This window comes from Streptomyces sp. NPDC053541, assembly GCF_044544705.1.
GTDB lineage: Bacteria > Actinomycetota > Actinomycetes > Streptomycetales > Streptomycetaceae > Streptomyces.
Genome location: NZ_JBITXM010000013.1, coordinates 67,160 through 86,840 on the forward strand (window position 1 = coordinate 67,160; position 19,681 = coordinate 86,840).

The 19,681-nt window shown below is 71.4% G+C and carries 16 protein-coding genes, 1 tRNA gene and 1 riboswitch; of the genes, 5 read left to right on the forward strand and 12 right to left on the reverse strand.

All coding sequences use genetic code 11. From position 1 onward, the window contains the following. Positions 1-72: 72 nt before the first annotated feature. Positions 73-1,035, reverse strand: coding sequence for a LuxR C-terminal-related transcriptional regulator (locus ACIGW2_RS30950; RefSeq protein WP_399847283.1), 963 nt, complete (start codon positions 1,033-1,035; stop codon positions 73-75). A 147-nt stretch (positions 1,036-1,182) separates the two neighbouring features. On the opposite strand from ACIGW2_RS30950, the gene ACIGW2_RS30955 reads away from it, so the two are divergent. Together ACIGW2_RS30955 and ACIGW2_RS30960 are read left to right on the forward strand one after the other, a co-directional pair. Continuing rightward, positions 1,183-1,389, forward strand: coding sequence for a hypothetical protein (locus ACIGW2_RS30955; RefSeq protein WP_399847286.1), 207 nt, complete (start codon positions 1,183-1,185; stop codon positions 1,387-1,389). A 130-nt stretch (positions 1,390-1,519) separates the two neighbouring features. Beyond that, entirely contained in the window at positions 1,520-1,804 is a 285-nt protein-coding gene (locus tag ACIGW2_RS30960) for a hypothetical protein (RefSeq protein ID WP_399847288.1), read from the forward strand. Between the two features lie 86 nt (positions 1,805-1,890). On the opposite strand, the gene ACIGW2_RS30965 is transcribed toward ACIGW2_RS30960, so the two are convergent. Together ACIGW2_RS30965 and ACIGW2_RS30970 are read right to left on the reverse strand one after the other, a co-directional pair. Beyond that, complete coding sequence (locus ACIGW2_RS30965; RefSeq protein WP_399847291.1) at positions 1,891-3,735, reverse strand: tyrosine-type recombinase/integrase; 1,845 nt, start codon at positions 3,733-3,735, stop codon at positions 1,891-1,893. A 92-nt stretch (positions 3,736-3,827) separates the two neighbouring features. Next, positions 3,828-3,912 (reverse strand) — tRNA-Leu (locus tag ACIGW2_RS30970). A 388-nt stretch (positions 3,913-4,300) separates the two neighbouring features. On the opposite strand from ACIGW2_RS30970, the gene ACIGW2_RS30975 reads away from it, so the two are divergent. Together ACIGW2_RS30975 and ACIGW2_RS30980 are read left to right on the forward strand one after the other, a co-directional pair. Next, complete coding sequence (locus ACIGW2_RS30975; RefSeq protein ID WP_356067466.1) at positions 4,301-5,071, forward strand: ABC transporter ATP-binding protein; 771 nt, start codon at positions 4,301-4,303, stop codon at positions 5,069-5,071. A 66-nt stretch (positions 5,072-5,137) separates the two neighbouring features. After that, positions 5,138-7,666 (forward strand): ABC transporter permease, encoded by a 2,529-nt coding sequence (locus ACIGW2_RS30980; RefSeq protein WP_399847295.1) that lies wholly within the window; start codon positions 5,138-5,140, stop codon positions 7,664-7,666. A 72-nt stretch (positions 7,667-7,738) separates the two neighbouring features. Here ACIGW2_RS30980 and ACIGW2_RS30985 read toward each other — a convergent pair whose 3' ends face one another. From ACIGW2_RS30985 to ACIGW2_RS31025, 9 genes are all read right to left on the reverse strand, one after another. Continuing rightward, positions 7,739-9,031, reverse strand: a complete 1,293-nt coding sequence (locus ACIGW2_RS30985) for a class I SAM-dependent methyltransferase (protein WP_399847298.1) — start codon at positions 9,029-9,031, stop codon at positions 7,739-7,741. A gap of 206 nt (positions 9,032-9,237) precedes the next feature. Further along, positions 9,238-10,623, reverse strand: a complete 1,386-nt coding sequence (locus tag ACIGW2_RS30990; RefSeq protein ID WP_361585646.1) for an NAD(P)/FAD-dependent oxidoreductase — start codon at positions 10,621-10,623, stop codon at positions 9,238-9,240. Positions 10,624-11,047: 424 nt separating this feature from the next. After that, positions 11,048-11,968 (reverse strand): Ppx/GppA phosphatase family protein, encoded by a 921-nt coding sequence (locus ACIGW2_RS30995; RefSeq protein WP_361585648.1) that lies wholly within the window; start codon positions 11,966-11,968, stop codon positions 11,048-11,050. Continuing rightward, on the reverse strand, positions 11,965-12,504 hold the full coding sequence (locus ACIGW2_RS31000; RefSeq protein ID WP_356067457.1) for a DUF501 domain-containing protein: 540 nt from the start codon (positions 12,502-12,504) through the stop codon (positions 11,965-11,967). Before ACIGW2_RS31000 ends, ACIGW2_RS30995 begins: the two co-directional genes overlap by 4 nt. Before the next feature lie 17 nt (positions 12,505-12,521). After that, the gene (locus tag ACIGW2_RS31005; RefSeq protein ID WP_391654585.1) at positions 12,522-12,995 is read right to left on the reverse strand and encodes a septum formation initiator family protein; all 474 of its coding nucleotides are present in this window, start codon (positions 12,993-12,995) and stop codon (positions 12,522-12,524) included. Between the two features lie 124 nt (positions 12,996-13,119). Further along, entirely contained in the window at positions 13,120-14,406 is a 1,287-nt protein-coding gene (gene eno / locus ACIGW2_RS31010; RefSeq protein ID WP_356067454.1) for a phosphopyruvate hydratase, read from the reverse strand. Between the two features lie 283 nt (positions 14,407-14,689). Further along, positions 14,690-15,409, reverse strand: a complete 720-nt coding sequence (locus ACIGW2_RS31015; RefSeq protein WP_399847302.1) for a transglycosylase family protein — start codon at positions 15,407-15,409, stop codon at positions 14,690-14,692. Positions 15,410-15,412: 3 nt separating this feature from the next. Beyond that, a riboswitch (cyclic di-AMP (ydaO/yuaA leader) is annotated at positions 15,413-15,587 on the reverse strand. A 259-nt stretch (positions 15,588-15,846) separates the two neighbouring features. Continuing rightward, complete coding sequence (locus ACIGW2_RS31020) at positions 15,847-16,920, reverse strand: transglycosylase family protein (RefSeq protein WP_399847304.1); 1,074 nt, start codon at positions 16,918-16,920, stop codon at positions 15,847-15,849. A gap of 114 nt (positions 16,921-17,034) precedes the next feature. Further along, positions 17,035-18,309, reverse strand: coding sequence for a cytochrome P450 (locus ACIGW2_RS31025; RefSeq protein WP_391654587.1), 1,275 nt, complete (start codon positions 18,307-18,309; stop codon positions 17,035-17,037). A gap of 148 nt (positions 18,310-18,457) precedes the next feature. Between ACIGW2_RS31025 and ACIGW2_RS31030 the strand changes: the two genes are divergently transcribed. Beyond that, positions 18,458-19,669, forward strand: coding sequence for a globin domain-containing protein (locus tag ACIGW2_RS31030; protein ID WP_391654589.1), 1,212 nt, complete (start codon positions 18,458-18,460; stop codon positions 19,667-19,669). The last annotated feature ends 12 nt before the right edge of the window (positions 19,670-19,681 follow it).

Consider the following 19,681-nt stretch of genomic DNA (forward strand, 5'->3'; position numbering starts at 1 on the left):
GGCCGAATATATTCAGCATTTTTTGATCTTCATGAGCGCACGTCACCCCCGGCCGCTCGCAAGCGGCCCGCCCTACGGCAGCTGCTGCTCCTCGCTCCCGCCCCACCAGGCCATGAGCTGATCACGCGACCTGAAGCCCAGCGCCCGGCGAAGCTTCAGCAGCTCGCGAGCGACCGTGGCCTCGCCCATGCCCAGCGCCGTGGCCACCTGGTGCTGCGAGTCACCCCGGGCGAGACCGCGCAGGATCTCACGCTGACGGTCCGAGGTCACCGCGCCCTCCATACGCCTCCGGGCCTGCTCCCACGGTGTCGCAGCCACCCAGGCCCGTTCGAACACGGCGCGGGCCCACGCGGTCGACGGGGCATCCTTGACGTGCCACCCCGCGTCCACCTCCTCAGGCACCACGACCTGCTCTACGAAGAGGTGGCGGTCCGCCAGCACCATGCGCGGGGGCAGGTGCTCGCGCGGGCTGACACGCACCTCGCCACCGGCCTCGATGAGCGCCTCGACGGCCTCGACCGTCGGCCCGTGCCCGAGGGCCGCAGGGGCGTAGAGGTAGCGGACGACCCCTCCGCGCTCCAGGAGCGCCCGGTCCCGCTGGAAGCCGCCGGCCTGGACCTCCGGGTCCCGGTCGGCCGGGTCGGCCGGCTGGACGGTGAGCAGCTCCGTACGCGCGTCGCCGACGACTCGCCCGATCCGTTCGTTCATCAGCCGCTTCGTGGGGACGAGCTCGGAGGCGCTGCCGCCATAGAGGCGGTTGGCGTCGTAGAGCTGGGCGAGCAGACCGATGTCGGGGATCTGGGCCATGCGGTCGGCGGCGGCAAGGAGGTCCTGGCGGACGGCCTCGATGAGCTCTCGCACGACGGCGCGGGGGTCGCGCGCTGCGTGCGCGCCGTCGGCCCCGGGCTCGACGAGCCCCAGCTCGACGAGGCGCCGCACCGCGTCCGCCTCGGGTTCCGCTCCGGTGGCCACGGCCTCGTAAGCCCGCAGGTCAGGCCCCGAGGCGGCCTCGGGTCGATCGCGCTCCGAAAACATACCGCTCTCCTTCGCCGTGAGGGGTTTCCATCATCCCGGTTTCCATCACCCGGAAGATCTGGCACATGCGCTACGCACATGCCACAGTACGTACAGCCATACAAACGCGCACACGCGTTCGATTTCTGGTTGATCCTGGGAGGGACCATGCGAGAGAAGATCGCCCGAGCGACCGCCACGCTCCTGCTCGCCAGCGCTGGTGTGATCGGCGCCGCCACGGCGTCCAGCGCGGACGACTCCGGCTGGGGAGCCCCTGCGCCCGTCACCGCCAACGACTCCGGCTGGGGAGCCCCTGCCCCGTCGCCGACCCCGGAGCCCCCGGCGACCGTGGCCGGCGACTCCGGCTGGGGCTAAGCCACAGCCGCCGCGGGAGCCTCGCCCGCCACTCCCCACATGGCGGGCGAGCGACTGTTTCAGGCCCACGCGCACCAGCGCACGGGGGGCACTCGTTGAGACCGGATATGGGTAGCCGGGGATGGGTGAAATGTACGTCGTGTTCGATCTTGTAAGAGCCGTTGTGCTGGGCATCATCGCCATCGGCGTCGTCTCCCTCGTCCTCGCGGGTCGCTCTCTCCAGCGGCAGGTGGACGACCTCCGCGCCGAGGTCGCAGTTGCGCGGATCGAGGGGATCCTCGGCGGCGCAGCCGCGGAGACGGAGGCGCCTGCGGAGCCCCGGCCGCCCCGGCGGCTCGCCGGGGTCGGCGCGTACCTCGGTGCCCTCATCGGTGCTCTCGTTGCGACGTACGGGTCGTGGCTCGTCTGGGCGTAGGCCTGAATGACGATGCCCCTGCCGCCGAGGCCGCTGTAGTCGGCCAGGCCGCAGGGGCATTGTCGTTCCTCGTCCGCGGGGGACAGTCAGCGGATCGACTCCCGCCCGCCTTCGGGCTCCCCGGTCTTCAAGGCCGGGTTGAGGCCGCACACCCGCAGGGCATCGGCGCGGGCCTGCTCGTACGCGGCCACCACCGCGCTGCGGGACAGGCCCCAGGCCTCCGCCTCGGTCTCGCCGCTGGGGCGCCACTCCGCACGCCGTACGAACGGCTCCTCGGTGAAGCGCTCCTCCCATTCCCACACCCACGACGCGCGAGGCTCGTGATCGTCGGGGCACACCACATGCTCGGTGCCGTCTGCGGAGTACAGCGCCGGGCCGACGTGCCAGACCTGGAGGCGCTCCGGCACCTGGTGGCGGACCTTGTTCAGTCCGCCGTTGAGGCCGCCGCCCACGGTGCGCTGCCACCAGTCCGCCGACCACACCTCGACGAGTGCGGCCTCGCCCTTATCGAGCTCCCACTGCCGCGAGACGGCCTGGGCGTCGTCCAGGTCCCAGAAGCCCTCCTTGTGCGCGCCGAAGTGCACGACGTACACCCGGCGAGCGCTGCCCGCAGCGGCCCGCTCGGAGAGCTCGTACGGCACCTCCTCGACGTCGGAGTCGCTCGGGGCCGGCGGGCCGCCGAGCGTCTTCACGATGGTCTCCATGGCGTCGTCGTCGGCTTCCGGCAGCAAGTGCCCGTAGCGGTCCGAGGTCGTCGTGATCGACTCGTGCCCGAGGCGGCGCTGCACGTACGTCAGGCTCCGGCCGGCGGACAGCAGTGCTGCCGCGTGGGAGTGCCGCAGGTCGTGCAGCGTCGGGTGCTTGTCGAGCGGCAGCGCGCCGGCCGCGTGGGCCTTCTCGACGGCAACCAGCCATCGGTCGTAGACCGTGCTGTACGGGAGCCGCTCGCCCTTGCCGTTGTGGTGGACGAGGTTCTCGGCCTTGAGGGATTCCAGGCCGTCGTCCAGGAGCTCCTGGTAAGTCACCTCGTCGAGCCTGATGGTGCGGCGCGACCGCTTCGACTTCGGCGTGCCGAGGTAGTAGCCGCCGCCCTTCGCCTTCGAGCGTCGCTTCCACGCCCGGGTGACGCGGATCTTGGGCTTGCCGTCCTTCGGGTCCCGGAGGATCTGCCGCTTGGCCAGCGCGGTCAGCTCGCTCCACCGCAGGCCGGTCGCGTACTTCCGGCGCACGAGCTTCTTGTCCTCGGGCCTGTCGAGCGCGTCGACGATCGCCTGGACCTCGTGCGGCTCCAGGAAGCACATGTCCTCGTCGCTGCCGTCGTCCTCCACGCCGCCATCGTCGATGCGCGGGAGCGTCACGAGCTCGCACGGGTTCCGCAGCCGCAGGGGCGGCTCCTCCTGCGTGGCCTCCTTCAGAATCGACGAGAGCAGGCCGTGCAGGTTCCTGAGCGTCTTGGGGCTCATGAACTTGTGCTGGGAGCCGCGCCAGACCTTCGTCTCGGCCATCCGGTTGACCCACTGCTGCACGGTCCGCTTCGAGAAGTGCTCGGTGGACCGGACGTCGCAGTGGGCGAACGTCGGCAGGAGGTACGTGCGCAGCTCTTTCTCGATCGCGTCGCGGTAGTACTCCTCGACACCGGTCCGGTTCCGCACCGACTCAAGCGCGTAGACCTCAAAGCGGTATCGGGCGTCGTCCGGCTCTTCGGCGGCGGGGTCGATGTACCCCTGGCCCTTCACCCATCCGGGGGGCCACCGCTGGCCGGCCTCGTCGACGGCCTGCTTAAAGAGGTCGGCCGCGTCCAGGCCCTCGTCGTCGCCATCGAACTTCTCGGTTTGCCACGTCGGCTTGCCGTCGGGGCCCGGCTGTCGCCACTTCACCTGGTAGCTGGTGATCTCTCCGTTGCGGTTCTCCCGCGGGTGCACGCTCGCCATAGCGACCATGGTGTTCCCAAGGTGTTCCCACGCGCCAGAGGGAACGCAGGCGGGAACCCGCCATCTTCGCAGGTGGGAGGCTATATGGAGGCTGGTGCCCGGAACCGGATTCGAACCGGTACGGCCCGAAGGCCAGCGAGGTTTAAGCTCGCCGTGTCTGCATTCCACCATCCGGGCGTGCGCGAAGCTCCGCGTTGGCACAGGAGCCTATCGGGACGCATCGCCCGATCAGTCGAACGATGTCCCGATGTTGTCTTATTTTATTGACACCTGAGGGTGCGTCAGCGCTGGTGGCGGCCCAGGTGACGAAGTGTGACCAGGGTCGCGTCGGCAAAGACGCCGGGGGCGGAATGACGAAAACTCGCCGCAGCGCGCGGACCGACTCCGTCACCTCCCGCACCGCCCCGGCGTCTCGGGGTGGCCGTCATACCTCAGGATGACGGGGCGCCCCCGCGGTCCGACTCCAGAGGGCCCCCCGAACGGGCACGTGGACGGACGTCGGCGTCCGGAACGAACGACACGATGGAGTGGTTCCCGCATCGTCGCAGTGACAGGAGTCGCCCTCGTGACCACCACCCCCACCGTGCACCGCTCGACCGCGGTGGCCGCCCGCGCCACCGACCTCAGCAAGGTCTACGGATCGGGCGAGACCCAGGTGGTCGCCCTCGACCGGGTCACCGTGGACTTCGGGCAGGGCGAGTTCACCGCCATCATGGGCCCCTCCGGCTCCGGCAAGTCGACCCTGATGCACTGCGTCGCCGGCCTCGACTCCTTCTCCTCCGGCTCGGTCCGGATCGGTGACACCGAGCTCGGCACCCTCAAGGACAAGCAGCTCACCCAGCTCCGCCGGGACAAGATCGGCTTCATCTTCCAGGCCTTCAACCTGCTGCCGACGCTCACCGCCCTGGAGAACATCACGCTGCCGATGGACATCGCCGGCCGCAAGCCCGACAAGCAGTGGGTGCAGCAGGTCATCGACATGATCGGGCTGTCCGGCCGGCTCTCCCACCGCCCCAGCCAGCTCTCCGGCGGCCAGCAGCAGCGCGTGGCCGTGGCCCGCGCGCTCGCCTCCAAGCCCGAGATCATCTTCGGCGACGAGCCGACCGGAAACCTCGACTCGCGCTCCGGCGCCGAGGTCCTCGGCTTCCTGCGCAACTCGGTGCGCGAGCTCGGCCAGACCGTGGTGATGGTGACCCACGACCCGGTCGCCGCCTCCTACGCCGACCGCGTGATCTTCCTGGCCGACGGCCGGATCGTCGACGAGATGCTGCACCCCACGGCGGACGGCGTGCTCGACCGCATGAAGGCCTTCGACGCGAAGGGCCGCACCAGCTGAGCCGCGGGGCCCCGCCCCGCCGCCCGGTCCCCCTTCCCGTCCCACCCTCCTTCCAGGACTCCTCCCATGTTCCGTACCGCCCTGCGCAACGTGCTCGCGCACAAGGCCAGGCTGCTGATGACCGTGCTCGCGGTCATGCTCGGCGTCGCCTTCGTCTCCGGCACCCTGGTCTTCACCGACACCCTCTCCCAGGCCTTCCGCAACCAGTCCGCCAAGAGCTATGACGACATCGCCGTCGCCGTCTCCACCGCGCCGAACCAGCAGGACCCCGGGGCCACCCCCGGCCTGTCCGAGCGCACCCGGCAGAAGATCGCCGCCCTCGACGGCGTCGCCGACGCCACCGGCCGCGTGAGCGGCTTCGCCGGCGTGCCGGACAGGAACGGCAAGCTGATCGGCGCCGGCTGGTCCAACAAGGGCACCAACTTCGCCCCCGGCAAGGGCGGCAAGGACTCCGCGTACGCCTTCACCGCCGGCCAGGGCCCGGTGCGGGACGACGAGATCGCGCTCGACAAGGACACCGCCGACAAGGGCGGCTACCAGGTCGGCGACCAGGTCCGGGTGGCCACCAACGGCCCCGTCGAGACCTACACCCTCGCCGGCGTCTTCACCACCGAGGACGGCGCCGTCAACGCGGGCGGCAGCCTCGTCCTCTTCGACACCGACGTCGCCCAGAAGCTCTACCTGCGGCCCGGCTTCTTCTCCGACATCAACGTCAGCGCCCGGCCGGGTGCCGACGCGGACCGGATCCTCGCCGCGGTGAAGCCGCTCGTGGGCGACCAGGCCGACGCCCGGACCGGCAAGGAGCTGGCCGACGAGCAGGCCAAGGACATCGAGGCCGGGCTCGGCGCGCTCAACCAGATGCTGCTCGGCTTCGCCGCCATCGCGCTCTTCGTCGGCGTCTTCCTGATCTCCAACACCTTCACCATGCTGGTCGCCCAGCGCACCAAGGAGCTCGCCCTGATGCGCGCCGTCGGCGCCTCGCGCCGGCAGATCACCCGCTCCGTGCTCGCCGAGGCCGGACTCGTCGGCCTGGTCGCCTCGGCCGTCGGCTTCGTGCTCGGCATCGGGCTCGCCGCCGGGCTGCGCTCCGGCATGAACGCCTTCGGCCTCAAGGTCCCCGCCGGCGACCTCGTGGTCGGCGCCACCCCGCTGGTCTCCGCGCTCGCCGTCGGCGTCCTCGTCACCATGCTGGCCGCCTGGCTGCCGGGCCGCCGCGCCGCGAAGATCCCGCCGGTCGCCGCGATGAGCAGCGTCCACGCGGTCGCCACCACCAAGTCCCTGGTCGTGCGCAACACCATCGGCGCGATCATCACCGCGCTCGGCGCGGCCGGCATCGCCGGCGGTGCCGCCAAGGGCGGCGACGACGGCCGGATGCTGATCGCGATCGGCGCCTTCCTCGCCCTCGTCGGCGTGATCGTGCTGATCCCGCTGCTGTCCCGCCCGGTGATCGCGCTGGCCCGCCCGGTCCTCAAGCCCTTCGGCGTGGCCGGTGCGCTGGCCGGCCAGAACGCGGTCCGCAACCCGCGCCGCACCGGCGCCACCGCCTCCGCGCTCGCCATCGGCCTCACCCTGGTCACCGGCCTCTCGGTGCTCGGCGCCACGGTCGGCTCGGCCGTCGACCGGATGACGACCGACCAGATCAAGGCCGACTACATGATCACCATGGCGAGCGGCGACGGCCTCAACCGGGCCGCGCTGGACGCCGTGCGCAAGACCCCGGGCGCCACCGCCGTCTCCCCGCAGCAGGCCGGCTGGATCGAGGTGAAGGGCACCTTCAAGTCCGTCTCCGGCGTCACCCCCGGCGACATCGAGAAGGTCCTCAACCTCAAGGTCGTGGGCGGCTCCCTCGGCACCCTCGCCGACGGCCGGGTCGCGGTCGACGACAAGACCGCCGACAAGCAGGGCTGGAAGGTCGGCTCGACGCTGCCCGTCGAGTACTCCGACAAGAAGAAGGGCTCGCTGACGGTCGGCGCGGTCTACGAGGCCAGCGAGTTCGTCTCGCCGCTGATGCTGGACAGCAAGCTCCTCGACGCGCACGACCCCAAGCCGTACATCCCGCAGATCTTCGTGAAGATGGACGGCGGGGCGTCGGACGCGGCCGAGAAGGCCGTGATGAAGTCGCTCGGCGACAACCCGGCCATGACGGTGATGGACCAGAAGGACATCCGCGACCAGTTCGGCGGTGTCATCAACATGATGCTCAACATCATGTACGGCCTGCTCGCCATGGCGCTGATCATCGCGGTGCTCGGCGTCGTCAACACCCTCGCGATGTCCGTCTTCGAGCGGCAGCAGGAGATCGGCATGCTGCGGGCGATCGGTCTCGACCGGCGCCGGGTGAAGCGGATGGTCCGCCTGGAGGCCGTGGTCATCTCGGTCTTCGGCGCGGTCGTCGGCATCGGCCTCGGCGCGTTCCTCGGCTGGGCGATCGGCGAGACCTTCAAGCACAGCCTGCCGAACTACGCGCTCGTGCTGCCCTGGGGCCGGATCGGGATCTTCCTGCTCCTCGCCGGACTGGTCGGCGTGCTCGCCTCGCTGTGGCCGGCGCGCAGCGCGGCGAAGCTGAACATGCTGGCCGCGATCAAGGCCGAGTAGCCGCCCGCGTACGGCGAAGGGCCGGGCTCCCGCACGGGGGTCCGGCCCTTCGCCGTACGCACCGGGCGGCGGCTACTCCGTCCACTCCCGGGTGCGCAGCGGCAGCCCGCTCGTGCCCGCGGCCGGGGTCTTCACCGCCAGGAACTGGTTGACGCCGATCCGGTTGCGCTCGAAGGAGACCGCCGAGGCCGCCATGTACAGGCGCCAGATGCGGGCCCGGGCCGGCGAGGTCAGCCGGACCGCCCGGTCCCAGTGCTCCTCCAGATTGGCCACCCAGCGGCGCAGCGTCAGGGCGTAGTGCTCGCGGATCGCCTCGACGTCCCGCACCTCGAAGCCGGCGTCCTCAAGGGTCGTCAGGGTGCGTCCCATCGGGGCCAGTTCGCCGTCCGGGAAGACGTAGGCGTCGATGAAGGCGTCCACCTGGTACGCCTCCTCGTCGGGCTCCGGGCGCCGCGCGATCTGGTGGTTGAGCAGCCGGCCGCCGGGCTTCAGGAGCCGGTGCAGGATGTCCGCGTACTCCCGGTACCGCACGGAGCCGACGTGCTCGGCCATGCCGATGGAGGAGATCGCGTCGAAGGGGCCGTCGGTGACGTCCCGGTAGTCCTGGACCCGGATCTCGATGCGGTCGGTCAGGCCCTCCTCGGCGATCCGCTTGCGGGCGTAGGCCGCCTGCTCGCGGGAGAGGGTGATGCCGACGACCCGCGCCCCGTACTCCCGGGCCGCGTGGATCGCCATCGAGCCCCAGCCGCAGCCGACGTCGAGCAGCCGGTCGCCCTCCTTGAGGGCCAGCTTGCGGGCGATCAGGTCCAGCTTGTCGCGCTGGGCGTCCTCCAGGGTGCCGTCCTCGGTCCAGTAGGCGCACGAGTAGACCATCGACGGGCCGAGCACCAGCTCGTAGAACTCGTTGCCCACGTCGTAGTGGTGACTGATCGCCTGCTTGTCCCGGCGCTTGCTGTGCCGGACGCCGCTGCGGCCGCGCATCTCCTCCGCGGGCGGCTTCGGCGGCGGGAACGGGCCGGCCAGCTTGAGCAGCTCCTTCGCGGCCGCCCTGACCCTCGGGTCACGCACGGTCTCCAGGGCGCCGCGGGTCTGCTCGCCGCGCTCCCAGAGGAGGCCCGCCAGCCGGTCCAGGACCTCGTAGAGGTCGCCCTCGACGTCGATCTCGCCGGCCACCCAGGCCCGGGCGAGCCCCAGCTCCCCCGGCTTCCACAGCAGCCGCCGCAGGGCGCGGCGCTCGCGCACGATCAGTACGGGGCCGTCCGCAGGACCGGCCTCGCTGCCGTCCCAGGCCCGCAGGCGCACCGGGAGCTTCACTCCCAGGACGTCCTCGGCAAGGGCGGTCAGCCGCGACGCGGCGTCGGCCATGGTGCAACACCTCCGTGATCTCGTGCCCCAGAAATGCTTGTCACCATGGGAACACCGTCCGTGGGCGAAGCCATCCCGCCGCGTGCGTAAACAGCGGGAAAAACACGCGAAGGGCCGTCCGCACCACGGATGGCGGACGGCCCTTTTACGGCCTTGCGTGTACGACCGGTCCTGCCGGTCCTACGGGTACTGCTGGTCCTGCGGGGTCAGGAGGCCTTGGCCTTCTCCTGCGCCGGGGCGGCCGGCGCCGGGGCGGGCTTGGCCGCCTCGTAGAACTCCTCGCGGGGGGTCTCCATGGCGCCCAGGGAGACGACCTCGCGCTTGAGGAACATGCCGAGGGTCCAGTCGGCGAAGACGCGGATCTTGCGGTTCCAGGTCGGCATGGCCATGCCGTGGTAGCCACGGTGCATGTACCAGGCGAGCCGGCCCTTGAGCTTGATCTTCATCTTGCCCATGACGATCATCGCGACGCCCTTGTGGAGGCCGAGACCCGCGACGGCACCCTTGTTGGAGTGCTCGTACTCCTTCTGCGGGAAGCCGCGCATGCCGGCCACGACGTTGTCGCCGAGGACCTTGGCCTGGCGCAGGGCGTGCTGGGCGTTCGGCGGGCACCAGGCGCGCTCGCGCGGGACGCCGGCCTTGATCGAGGCCAGGTCCGGGACCTGGGCGTTGTCGCCCGCGGCCCAGACGTAGTCCAGACCGTTGACCTGGAGCTTCTCGTTGCAGTCCACGTGGCCGCGGGGGCCGAGCGGCAGACCGAAACGGGCGAGCGCCGGGTTCGGCTTCACGCCGGCGGTCCACACGATCGTGTTGGAGTCGACCTCGAGGCCGTTCTTCAGCACGACGTGGCCGTCGACGCAGGAGTCCATCGAGGTCTGGAGGTAGATCTCGATGCCACGGCCCTCGAGGTGCTCCTTGCCGTACTGGCCGAGCTTCGGGCCGACCTCGGGAAGGATCTTGTCGGCGGCGTCGACCAGGATGAAGCGCATGTCCTCGCGCTTCACGTTCTGGTAGTACTTCGCCGCGTCGCGGGCCATGTCCTCGACCTCGCCGATGGTCTCCGCGCCGGCGAAGCCGCCGCCCACGAAGACGAAGGTCAGCGCCTTGCGGCGGACCTCCTCGTCGGTCGTCGAGTCGGCCTTGTCGAGCTGCTCGAGGACGTGGTTGCGCAGGCCGATGGCCTCCTCGATGCCCTTCATGCCGATGCCCTGCTCGGCGAGACCGGGGATCGGGAAGGTGCGGGAGACGGCACCCATCGCGATGACCAGGTAGTCGAAAGGCAGCTCGTACGCCTCGCCGACGAGCGGCGCGATCGTGGCGACCTTGCGGTCCTGGTCGATGGTGGTGACCCGGCCGGTGAGCACCTCAGCTCCGCGCACGACGCGTCGCAGCGGGACGACGACGTGACGCGGGGAGATGCTGCCGGCGGCGGCTTCGGGGAGGAAGGGCTGGTAGGTCATGTACGACCGCGGGTCGACGACCGTGACGGTCGCCTCGCCGTAGCGCATCTTCTTGAGGATGCGCCGAGCTGCGTACAGGCCTACGTACCCGCCGCCTACTACGAGGATCCTGGGACGCTCCGTGGTGCTCATGCATCCGAGTATCCACCCCGCTGGAAGGGGTGGCTCGTGCGCCCCTTCACAAGGTTCCGGGACACCTCTGCTACACTCCGCCGCCCACGTGACCCAGGTCATGGTCCAGCAAAGGAACCACTGTGCGGGGACGAACGTTGTTCACCCCTTGTGAACTGGACCGGAGAGCCTTCCTTAACGCTGAACCGGCGGGCGCGTTCACACGATGGAAACAACGAGCGAAGTGGCCTCCGCGCCTGCGAAAGGGCCCTGCGGAGCCCCTCGGAGGGACCAAAGGCCCTCGGAAGGCTCCTCCGGGGCCCTTTTCCTTGTGAAGAACTTCACGAACCTTTTCGCCGAGGCGCCCAGAAGGGGTGCTTCCGGGGCCCCGAAGGACCCCCGGAGCACCCCTGGCAGGCCTCTCAGCGGGGCTCATAGCCGCGCGCTATGCGACGGATAGCGCGATCCCATCGAGGATGTCGTGCTCGCTCACCACGACCTCGGCGGCGCCGGTGCGCTCCATGACCTCCTGGAGCACCAGGGCGCCGGCGACGATCACGTCGACCCGCCCGGGGTGGACGACCGGGATCGCGGCGCGCTCGTCGTGGGTGGAGCCGAGCAGCCGGGCCACCACCTCGTCGACCTGGGCGCGGGTGATCCGGGAGTGGTGGACGCGCTCGGAGTCGTACTCCGGCAGGCCGAGGGCGATGGCGGCGACGGTGGTGACCGAGCCGGCCAGGCCGACCAGGGTCTCGGCCGCGGTGATCGGCACCGTCTCGGCGGCCAGGTCGAGGGCGGCGCGCACGTCGGCGCGGATCGCGGCGACCTCCTCGGCGGCCGGCGGGTCGTGCCGCACGTGCCGCTCGGTGAGCCGGACGCAGCCGATGTCGACGGAGCGGGCGGCCTCGACGTGCCGGTTGCCGACCACGAACTCGGTCGAGCCGCCGCCGATGTCGACCACCAGGCGCCGGTCGTCGCCGTGCAGCTCGCCGGTGGCGCCGGTGAAGGAGAACTCGGCCTCCTGGTCGCCGGTGATCACCTCGGGCTCGACGCCCAGGATCTCCACGACGCCCTTGACGAAGTCCTCGCGGTTCTCGGCGTCGCGGGAGGCGGAGGTGGCGACGAAGCGCAGCCGCTCGGGGCCGACCCCGTGCTCCCTGATCACCTCGGCGTACGCGCGGCAGGCGGCGAAGGTCCGCTCCAGGGCCTCGGGCGCGAGCCGGCCGGTCCGGTCGACGCCCTGGCCGAGCCGGACGATCGTCATCCGCCGGTCCAGCTCGATCAGTTCGCCGGTCTCCGGGTGGAGGTCGGCGACGAGCAGGCGGATGGAGTTGGTGCCGCAGTCGATTCCGGCGACCCGGGTCACTCGGCGGACTCCTTCTCGTCGGTGCACGGCGTCACGCAGGGGCCCTTGGCCCACCACTCGGGCAGCATCGCGAGGGCCTCGTCGCCGAACGGGTTCACCCCGGGGCCTGCGGCCAGCGAGTGCCCGACGAGCACGTGCAGGCACTTGACCCGGTCGGGCATGCCGCCGGCGGAGGGGAAGCCCTCCAGGACCTCGATGGCGTCGCGGCGCGCGATGTAGTCCTCGTGCGCGGCGCGGTAGGCGGCGGCCAGCTCCGGGTCGGTGGCGAGCCGGGCCTGCATCTCCTTCATGACCCCGTTGGCCTCCAGGGTGCCGATGGCGGAGGCGGCGCGCGGGCAGGTCAGGTAGTACGTCGTCGGGAACGGCGTGCCGTCGGGCAGCCGCGGCGCGGTCTCGACGACGTCGGGGTTGCCGCACGGGCAGCGGTGCGCGATCGCGCGCAGGCCGCGCGGCGGCCGGCCGAGCTGGGCCTCGAACGCGGCGACGTCCGCGTCGGTGGGCTCGGTGCGTTCGGTCTGCGGAGGGGGCGTTTCCATCTGGGATCCTGGGTTGGTTAGCGGCGGTCGGCGTCGTCGACGCCGTCCCACAGGTTGTCGTACCAGGGGCGGTCGTCCGCCGCGTCCTGGTCGGTGCGGGGCCGGTGCTCCGCGTCGGGGTCGTTCACGGTGAAGCCGGTCTCGCCGGGCATCACGTAGTGCAGGTGCTCGCGGGCCAGCCGGCGCACATAGGCCGGGTCCTGGAGGCGGGCCTTCTCGTCCCGCAGCTCCTCGACCCGTTTCGCCGCCTCGGCGGCCTTGCGCTTCTGGTCGGCGATCTCGCCCTGCTGGGAGACGTACTGCCGCATCGGGTAGGCGAGCGCCACCACGAGCGAGCAGACCACGAGGGCCAGGAAGGCCGCGCGGCCGGTGAGCCGGGAGCGGCGGGCCTGGCGGCGGGTCTGGGAGCGGTAGACGCGGGCGGCGGTCTGCTCGCCGAGCAGCCTGATCCGGGTCGCGGTCGAGAACCGGTCCCGGTTCTTCACTGCCATGTCCCGTGCCTCCCCTGGTCACCTGATCAAACGTGCGTCCCCGCACACGGTACGGGACCGAGTGCGGGGACGTCCGGAGGTGCCTCACGGCGCCGGTGTCAGCGCTGGATGTCAGCGCCGGATGTCAGCCCTTGAAGCGCGGGAAGGCGCTGCGGCCGGCGTAGACGGCGGCGTCGTCGAGGATCTCCTCGATGCGCAGCAGCTGGTTGTACTTGGCGACGCGCTCGGAGCGGGCCGGGGCGCCGGTCTTGATCTGGCCGCAGTTGGTGGCGACGGCGAGGTCGGCGATGGTGACGTCCTCGGTCTCGCCGGAGCGGTGGGACATCATGCACTTGAAGCCGTTGCGCTGGGCCAGCTCGACGGCGTCCAGGGTCTCGGTCAGCGAGCCGATCTGGTTGACCTTGACCAGGAGGGCGTTCGCGGAGCCCTCCTCGATGCCGCGGGCCAGGCGCTCCGGGTTGGTGACGAAGAGGTCGTCGCCGACGAGCTGGACCTTGGAGCCGAGCTTCTCGGTGATGACCTTCCAGCCGGCCCAGTCGTCCTCGAACAGCGGGTCCTCGATGGAGACGAGCGGGTACGCGGAGACGAGCTCCTCGTAGTACTCGGTCATCTCGGCGGCGGAGCGGGCCTTGCCCTCGAACTCGTACTTGCCGTCCTTGTAGAACTCGGAGGCGGCGCAGTCGAGCGCGAGCGCGATGTCCTTGCCGGGCACGTAGCCGGCCTGCTTGATGGCCTCGAGGATGAGGTCGAGGGCCTCGCGGTTGGACCCCAGGTTGGGGGCGAAGCCGCCCTCGTCGCCGAGGCCGGTGGACAGGCCCTTGGACTTCAGGACGGACTTGAGGGTGTGGTAGACCTCGGTGCCCCAGCGCAGGGCCTCGGAGAAGGACTCGGCGCCGATCGGCGCGATCATGAACTCCTGGATGTCCACGTTGGAGTCGGCGTGCGAGCCGCCGTTCAGGATGTTCATCATCGGAACGGGCAGCAGGTGCGCGTTCGGGCCGCCGAGGTAGCGGAAGAGCGGCAGGTCGGAGGCCTCGGAGGCGGCGTGCGCCACGGCGAGGGAGACGCCGAGGATGGCGTTGGCGCCGAGCGAGGACTTGTCCGGGGTGGCGTCCAGGTCGAACATCGCCTGGTCGATCAGGCGCTGCTCGGTGGCGTCGTAGCCGACGAGCTCCGGGCCGATCTGCTCGATGACGGCGAGAACGGCCTTCTCGACACCCTTGCCCTGGTAGCGGTTGGGGTCACCGTCGCGGAGCTCGAGGGCCTCGAACGCACCGGTGGAGGCACCGGACGGAACGGCAGCACGGCCGGTGCTGCCGTCGTCGAGGCCGACCTCGACCTCGACCGTGGGGTTGCCTCGGGAGTCCAGGATTTCCCGGGCTACGACGACGTCGATGGACGGCACGAGCATCTCCTTCTGGGATGTGACGCTGATTGTGACGCATGCGGCAAGGACTCGTTCGCCTTGCGACAAGAGCCTAACCGGCTCGGGGGCTCCGGCCAGCCGGGCGCCCGCCCCCTGGGACGAAAAAGGACCCAAGGGCACGCGTATGGGGGCGAAAGACCCCGGTTACCGAGGAGTACGAAACCGGCCCGGAGCGGGATGCTCCGGGCCGGCCTCGTCGGTCACCGCGGGGAGGGGGAGGAAGGGGACGACCGCCGGACCGTCCCCCGCTGCCTCGGGTGCTCCGGGACTACTTCAGGTGGAGCTGCTGACCCGGGTAGATCAGGTCGGCGTCCTGGACGACGTCCTTGTTCAGCTCGAAGAGCTTCGCCCAGCCGCCCTTGACACCGTGCGCCTGGGCGATCTTGCTGAGGGTGTCGCCGGGGACGACCTTGTACTCGCCGTCGCCCTTCTTGACCTTCTTGCCGGTCGGGGTGGTGACGGTCTTCTGCGCGCTCTTCTTGGTGCTCTTCGGAGCGGCCTGCTTCGGGGCGGCCTGCTTCGGGGCCTGGCGCTGCTCGCTGCGGGTGGTCGGCTGCTCGGTGGAGCGCTCGGCGGTGGAGCCGCTGTCCGAGGAGGCGGAGCCGCCGTCGTACGAGGCGCTGGAGAGGCCCACGCCACAGCTCGGCCAGGCGCCCTTGCCCTGGCCCGCGAGGACCTTCTCGGCGACGGCGATCTGCTGCGCCTTCGAGGCGAGGTCGGCGCGCGGGGCGTAGGCGGTGCCACCGAAGGCGGCCCAGGTGGAGTTGGTGAACTGCAGGCCGCCGTAGAAGCCGTTGCCGGTGTTGATGGACCAGTTGCCGCCGGACTCGCACTGGGCGACGGCGTCCCACTCGGAGGCGGTGGCGGCCGAGGCGGAGCCCGCGGTCATCAGCGGGGCGGCGACGGCGACGCCGGCCACGCCGACGAGGGCGACGGCGCGGGTGGCCTTGAAGGCACGACGGTGTTTGCCCTTGCCGGAAAGCAGCATGGAAGTTCTCCTCACCGACGCCTGCGAGGTGAGCTGTCGGGTTCGGGCGAGTGAGCTGCCCGGCCGCGTGTCCTTGCACGCGGCTTCACCCCAAGCCGGTCGCCGGCCGCCCGTCTCGGGCGGCCGGGGACGGCACCTACCTTGGGTCCCCCGCTCCTGCCTTCGGCGCTTGCGCGACGACTGTTCCCATCGGATCGGCGGCAGGATTCGGCGTACCGGTCGACGGGGCCCGCGGTGGCGAGCGGTGACGACCGTAGACAGAGACCCGGGAGAAGTTCAAAGACCCTCAACCCGGAAAAATCGCCCCTACTTGCACCCCGTCAGGTCCTGTTTGCCCAGGTGAGGGGTGCGATGAGCAAAGTTTGCGGGCGTGACACGCCAGTTCGGGAAGAGAGACTCATGTCTCACTTGCACAGAACCGGACATATGGCCCTGAACTACTTCGCGGGCGCGGTCGATTCGGGGCCCAACTCCAGGCTCTGACCAGGGAGGATGAGGTCGGGGTCAGAGCCGACCGTTTCCTTGTTGGCGTCGTAGAGGGCGGTCCAGCCACCGAGCAGGCCGTTCTCCTGCGCAATGCCCGACAGACTGTCACCCGGCTTGACGAGGTATTCGCCCGCCTTGTCCGAGGTGCCCGAATCGTTCGCCCCGTTACCGCCGGTCGCGTCACCCTTCGCCCCGTCAGCGGGCGCGGCGTGACGTCCGGACTCGACTGTTCCGCCCGTTGTGTCCGTTTCATCTGTCGCGGCGTCACCCCGGTGCCGGCCCGTGCCGGGCGCGGGGGCGGAGGTCGTCGGATCCGAGGCGCCGGGGGTGCCGGGGAGACCCGGGAGGCCGGGCGTGGCCGGGCTCGCGGGGGTCGCCGGGGTGGCGGGCGCGGTCGTGGACCCGGGGGTGGAGCCGGGGGCCGACGGGGTGCCGGTGCCGGCTCCGGTGGAGGGCGTGGCGGGCGTCGCGGGGGCGGCCGGGGTCGCCGGAGCGGTCGTCCCGGCCGAGGGGGCGGTGGTGGTGCCGCCGGAGCCGGCGGCGGTGCCGGTCGAGGTGCCGGGCAGGCCGTCGGTGCGGTTGGACTCCGGGAGCGGGCCGGTGGGCTCCGCGGGCGTGACGCCCGGGCCCGGGTCGACGTTCGGGGTCCTGCCGTCGTGGGTCAGGCCGGCGATCGGCGCGCAGGTGGCCCACTGGGTGTCGCCCGCGGCGAACGCCTTGTCCGCGACGGCGATCTGCTGGGCCCGGCTCGCCAGGTCCGCGCTCGGCGCGTAGGCCAGGCCGCCGTGCCGCTCCCACCCCTCCTGGGTGAACTGGAGCCCGCCGTAGAGGCCGTTGCCGAAGTTGGCGCTCCACGCGCCGCCCGACTCGCACTCGGCGACCCGGTCCCAGGTCGCCGCGTCGGCGGCGGAGGCGGAGCCGGTGGCGAGCAACGGCAGCGCCATGGCCGAGCCGGTCACACCCGCCGCGACGACGAGCGCGGGGGCCTGGCGGGGTCTGCGGTGACGTCCGTTTCCGGAGCGCATGCGGAGTGCCTTTCGCGTGACTGCTGAGACTGCTGGTGAACGTAGCGGCATTCGAACGCACGTCACAAGTCGATGCAGCGCAGATCACGCGAAGATCACAGCATTGACGCCCCGTCAGTTCGCGGACGTTTTGTGGGAAGCGCTGAACGCGACCGGAAGCGTGCGCAGGCCACGCATGATGAGCCCGCCGCGCCACCGGAGTTCGGCCGGATCGGCCCCGAGTCGCAGGTCCGGCAGGCGAGTCAGCAGGGTCGCCAGCGCCGTCTGCCCCTCCAGGCGGGCCAGCGGGGCGCCCAGGCAGTAGTGGATGCCGTGCCCGTACCCGAGGTGCTGGTTGTCACGGCGCGCCAGATCCAGGGTGTCCGGCGCCTCGAAGCGCGCCGGATCGCGGTCGGCGGCCGCGAGCACCACCAGGACCGGGTCGCCGGCCGGGATGTCCTGCCCGCCGATGGTGAGCGCCTCGGTGGCGAACCGCCAGGTCGCGAGCTCCACCGGCCCGTCGTACCGGAGCAGCTCCTCGATCCCGGTCTCCAGGAGCCCGGTCTCGCCCGCCGCGATCGACTCCTGGAGCCTGGCCCGCTGCCCGGGGTTGCGCAGCAGCGCGTAGACGCCGTTGCCGATGAGGTTGACGGTGGTCTCGAAGCCGGCGAAGAGGAGGATGAAGGCCATGGCGGCGGCCTCGTTCTCGGTGAGGTGCTCGCCGTGGTCGGAGGCCTTGATCAGTCCGGAGATCAGGTCGTCGGCCCCGTCCTGCCGCAGGCCTTCCCTCTTCTTGTGGATGAGCTCGGCGAGATAGCCCCGCATCTTCTTGACCGAGCGCGCCACCCCGCCGCGCGGCCCGCCGCCGTGCCGGATCATCATCCCGGCCCAGTCCCGGAAGTCGTCCTGGTCCTCGGCGGGCACGCCGAGCAGGTCGCAGATCGCGTAGATGGGCAGCGGGAAGGCGAACTCGTGGATGAGGTCGGCGCTCCCCCGCTCCGCGAAGCCGTCGATCAGACGGTCGGTGAGCTCCTGCACCCGCGGCGCGAACTCCGCGACCCGGCGCGGCGTGAACGCCTTCGACACCAGCCGGCGCAGCCGGGTGTGGTCCGGCGGGTCGATGTTGAGCAGGTGCGTCATCAGCTCGGCCTTGCGCTCGCCCGGGATCCCCGTCTTCCCCTTGGCGTGCGCCGGCTCGTCGTGGTGCGCCGGATTCTTCGACAGCCGCTGGTCGGCCAGCGCCTGCCGGGCGTCCGCGTACCGGGTCACCAGCCAGGCGTCGACCCCACTGGGCAGCGTCGCCTTGTGCACGGGCGCGTGCTCGCGCAGCCAGGCGTACGCCGGGTACGGATCGGTGGCGAACTCCCAGGTGAAGAGCTCGGGGGCGGAGGTCGACGACTGCTGGTGCATGCCCCGACCGTAACCGGCCCGCCGCGCGGCGACCCGACCGGAGCACCCGGCGGGGACTTCTTCCGAAGCTGACACACCAGGGCCCGGTCCCGCCGGAGAATGACGAAGTCCACCCGTGCGGTGACACTCCGTGGCTTAGATTCACCGCGTGGATGCCCAGTTGCTCAGAAGTGTGTTCTCGGTCGTCGAGAGGCGGGCCGAGCACGCCGTCACCTTCTTCTACGCGCACCTCTTCTGGCACAACCCGGGCATGCGCGCGCTGTTCCCCGAGGACCTGGCACCGCAGCGGGACCGGCTCTTCGCCGCGCTCACGCATGTGGTGACGCACCTGGAGGACCCGGGGCTCGCGCACTACCTCGGGCAGCTGGGCCGGGACCACCGCAAGTTCCTGGCCACGCCCGCGCTCTACGCCCAGGTCGGCGCCAGCCTGCTGGCCGCCTTCGGGCACGCCGCCGGCGCCGCCTGGACGCCCGAGGCCGAGAAGGCCTGGACCGAGGCGTACGGGCGGGTGGCCGACCTCATGCAGGCCGGCGCCGAGGAGTCCGCGGCGGGCGGCGAGCCGGCCTGGTGGGACGCGGACGTGGTGCGCCACGAGCGGTACGGGGCGGACCTGACGCTGCTCACCCTGCGCCCGCGCCGCCCCTATCCGTACCTCCCCGGGCAGTACGTGAGCCTCAGCACCCTGCATCTGCCGCGGGTCTGGCGCACCTACTCGCTCGCGAACGCGCCCCGCCCGGACGGCACGCTCGACCTGCACGTGAGCCGGATCCGGGGCGGGCTGATGAGCACCGCCCTGACCGAGCGGCTGCGGGTCGGCGAGACGGTCCGGCTGAGCGCACCGGGCGGCGCGCTGACCGCCCGCACCCCGCCGGGCAAGCCCCGCACCTACATAGCCGGCGGCACCGGCTGGGCGCCGGTGCGGGCCCTGCTCGAAGAGGCCGCGCGGGACGAACCCGAGCTGGAGGGGCGCCTGTTCGTGGTCGCCCGGGCCAAGGAGTACCTGTACGGGCGGGCCGAGGCGGAACGCCTGTGCGGGCTGATCCCCGGGCTGCGCGCCACCTACATCACCGCGGCCCCCGGCCGCCCCCGCGACCAGGCCACCGAGCGGCTGGTGCAGGCCCTGCGGGCGGCCGTGAACTGGCCCGCCCACGACGTCTATCTGGCCGGGCCGCCCGGACTGCTCGACGAGGTCGCGGAGGCGCTGACCGGGCTGGGCACCGATCCGGTGCGCATCTTCCACGACCGGCTGCCGGCCGTCGGCCGCTTCCGGACCCGGCCCGGCAGCCGCGCGGAGTGGCTGATCGAGCCCCCGCAGCTGCACTGGCACAACCCGGACGCCCGCGCCCCGCGCGAGGACTGACCGGGACCCGCC

Excerpts from the sequence above, each read along its gene's own strand:
- ACIGW2_RS30950 (WP_399847283.1), bottom strand. The coding sequence starts at position 1,035 with ATGTTTTCGGAGCGCGATCGACCCGAGGCCGCCTCGGGGCCTGACCTG.
- ACIGW2_RS30955 (WP_399847286.1), top strand. The coding sequence starts at position 1,183 with ATGCGAGAGAAGATCGCCCGAGCGACCGCCACGCTCCTGCTCGCCAGC.
- ACIGW2_RS30960 (WP_399847288.1), top strand. The coding sequence starts at position 1,520 with ATGTACGTCGTGTTCGATCTTGTAAGAGCCGTTGTGCTGGGCATCATC.
- ACIGW2_RS30965 (WP_399847291.1), bottom strand. The coding sequence starts at position 3,735 with ATGGCGAGCGTGCACCCGCGGGAGAACCGCAACGGAGAGATCACCAGC.
- ACIGW2_RS30980 (WP_399847295.1), top strand. The coding sequence starts at position 5,138 with ATGTTCCGTACCGCCCTGCGCAACGTGCTCGCGCACAAGGCCAGGCTG.
- ACIGW2_RS30985 (WP_399847298.1), bottom strand. The coding sequence starts at position 9,031 with ATGGCCGACGCCGCGTCGCGGCTGACCGCCCTTGCCGAGGACGTCCTG.
- ACIGW2_RS30990 (WP_361585646.1), bottom strand. The coding sequence starts at position 10,623 with ATGAGCACCACGGAGCGTCCCAGGATCCTCGTAGTAGGCGGCGGGTAC.
- ACIGW2_RS31000 (WP_356067457.1), bottom strand. The coding sequence starts at position 12,504 with ATGGAAACGCCCCCTCCGCAGACCGAACGCACCGAGCCCACCGACGCG.
- ACIGW2_RS31005 (WP_391654585.1), bottom strand. The coding sequence starts at position 12,995 with ATGGCAGTGAAGAACCGGGACCGGTTCTCGACCGCGACCCGGATCAGG.
- eno (WP_356067454.1), bottom strand. The coding sequence starts at position 14,406 with ATGCTCGTGCCGTCCATCGACGTCGTCGTAGCCCGGGAAATCCTGGAC.
- ACIGW2_RS31015 (WP_399847302.1), bottom strand. The coding sequence starts at position 15,409 with ATGCTGCTTTCCGGCAAGGGCAAACACCGTCGTGCCTTCAAGGCCACC.
- ACIGW2_RS31020 (WP_399847304.1), bottom strand. The coding sequence starts at position 16,920 with ATGCGCTCCGGAAACGGACGTCACCGCAGACCCCGCCAGGCCCCCGCG.
- ACIGW2_RS31025 (WP_391654587.1), bottom strand. The coding sequence starts at position 18,309 with ATGCACCAGCAGTCGTCGACCTCCGCCCCCGAGCTCTTCACCTGGGAG.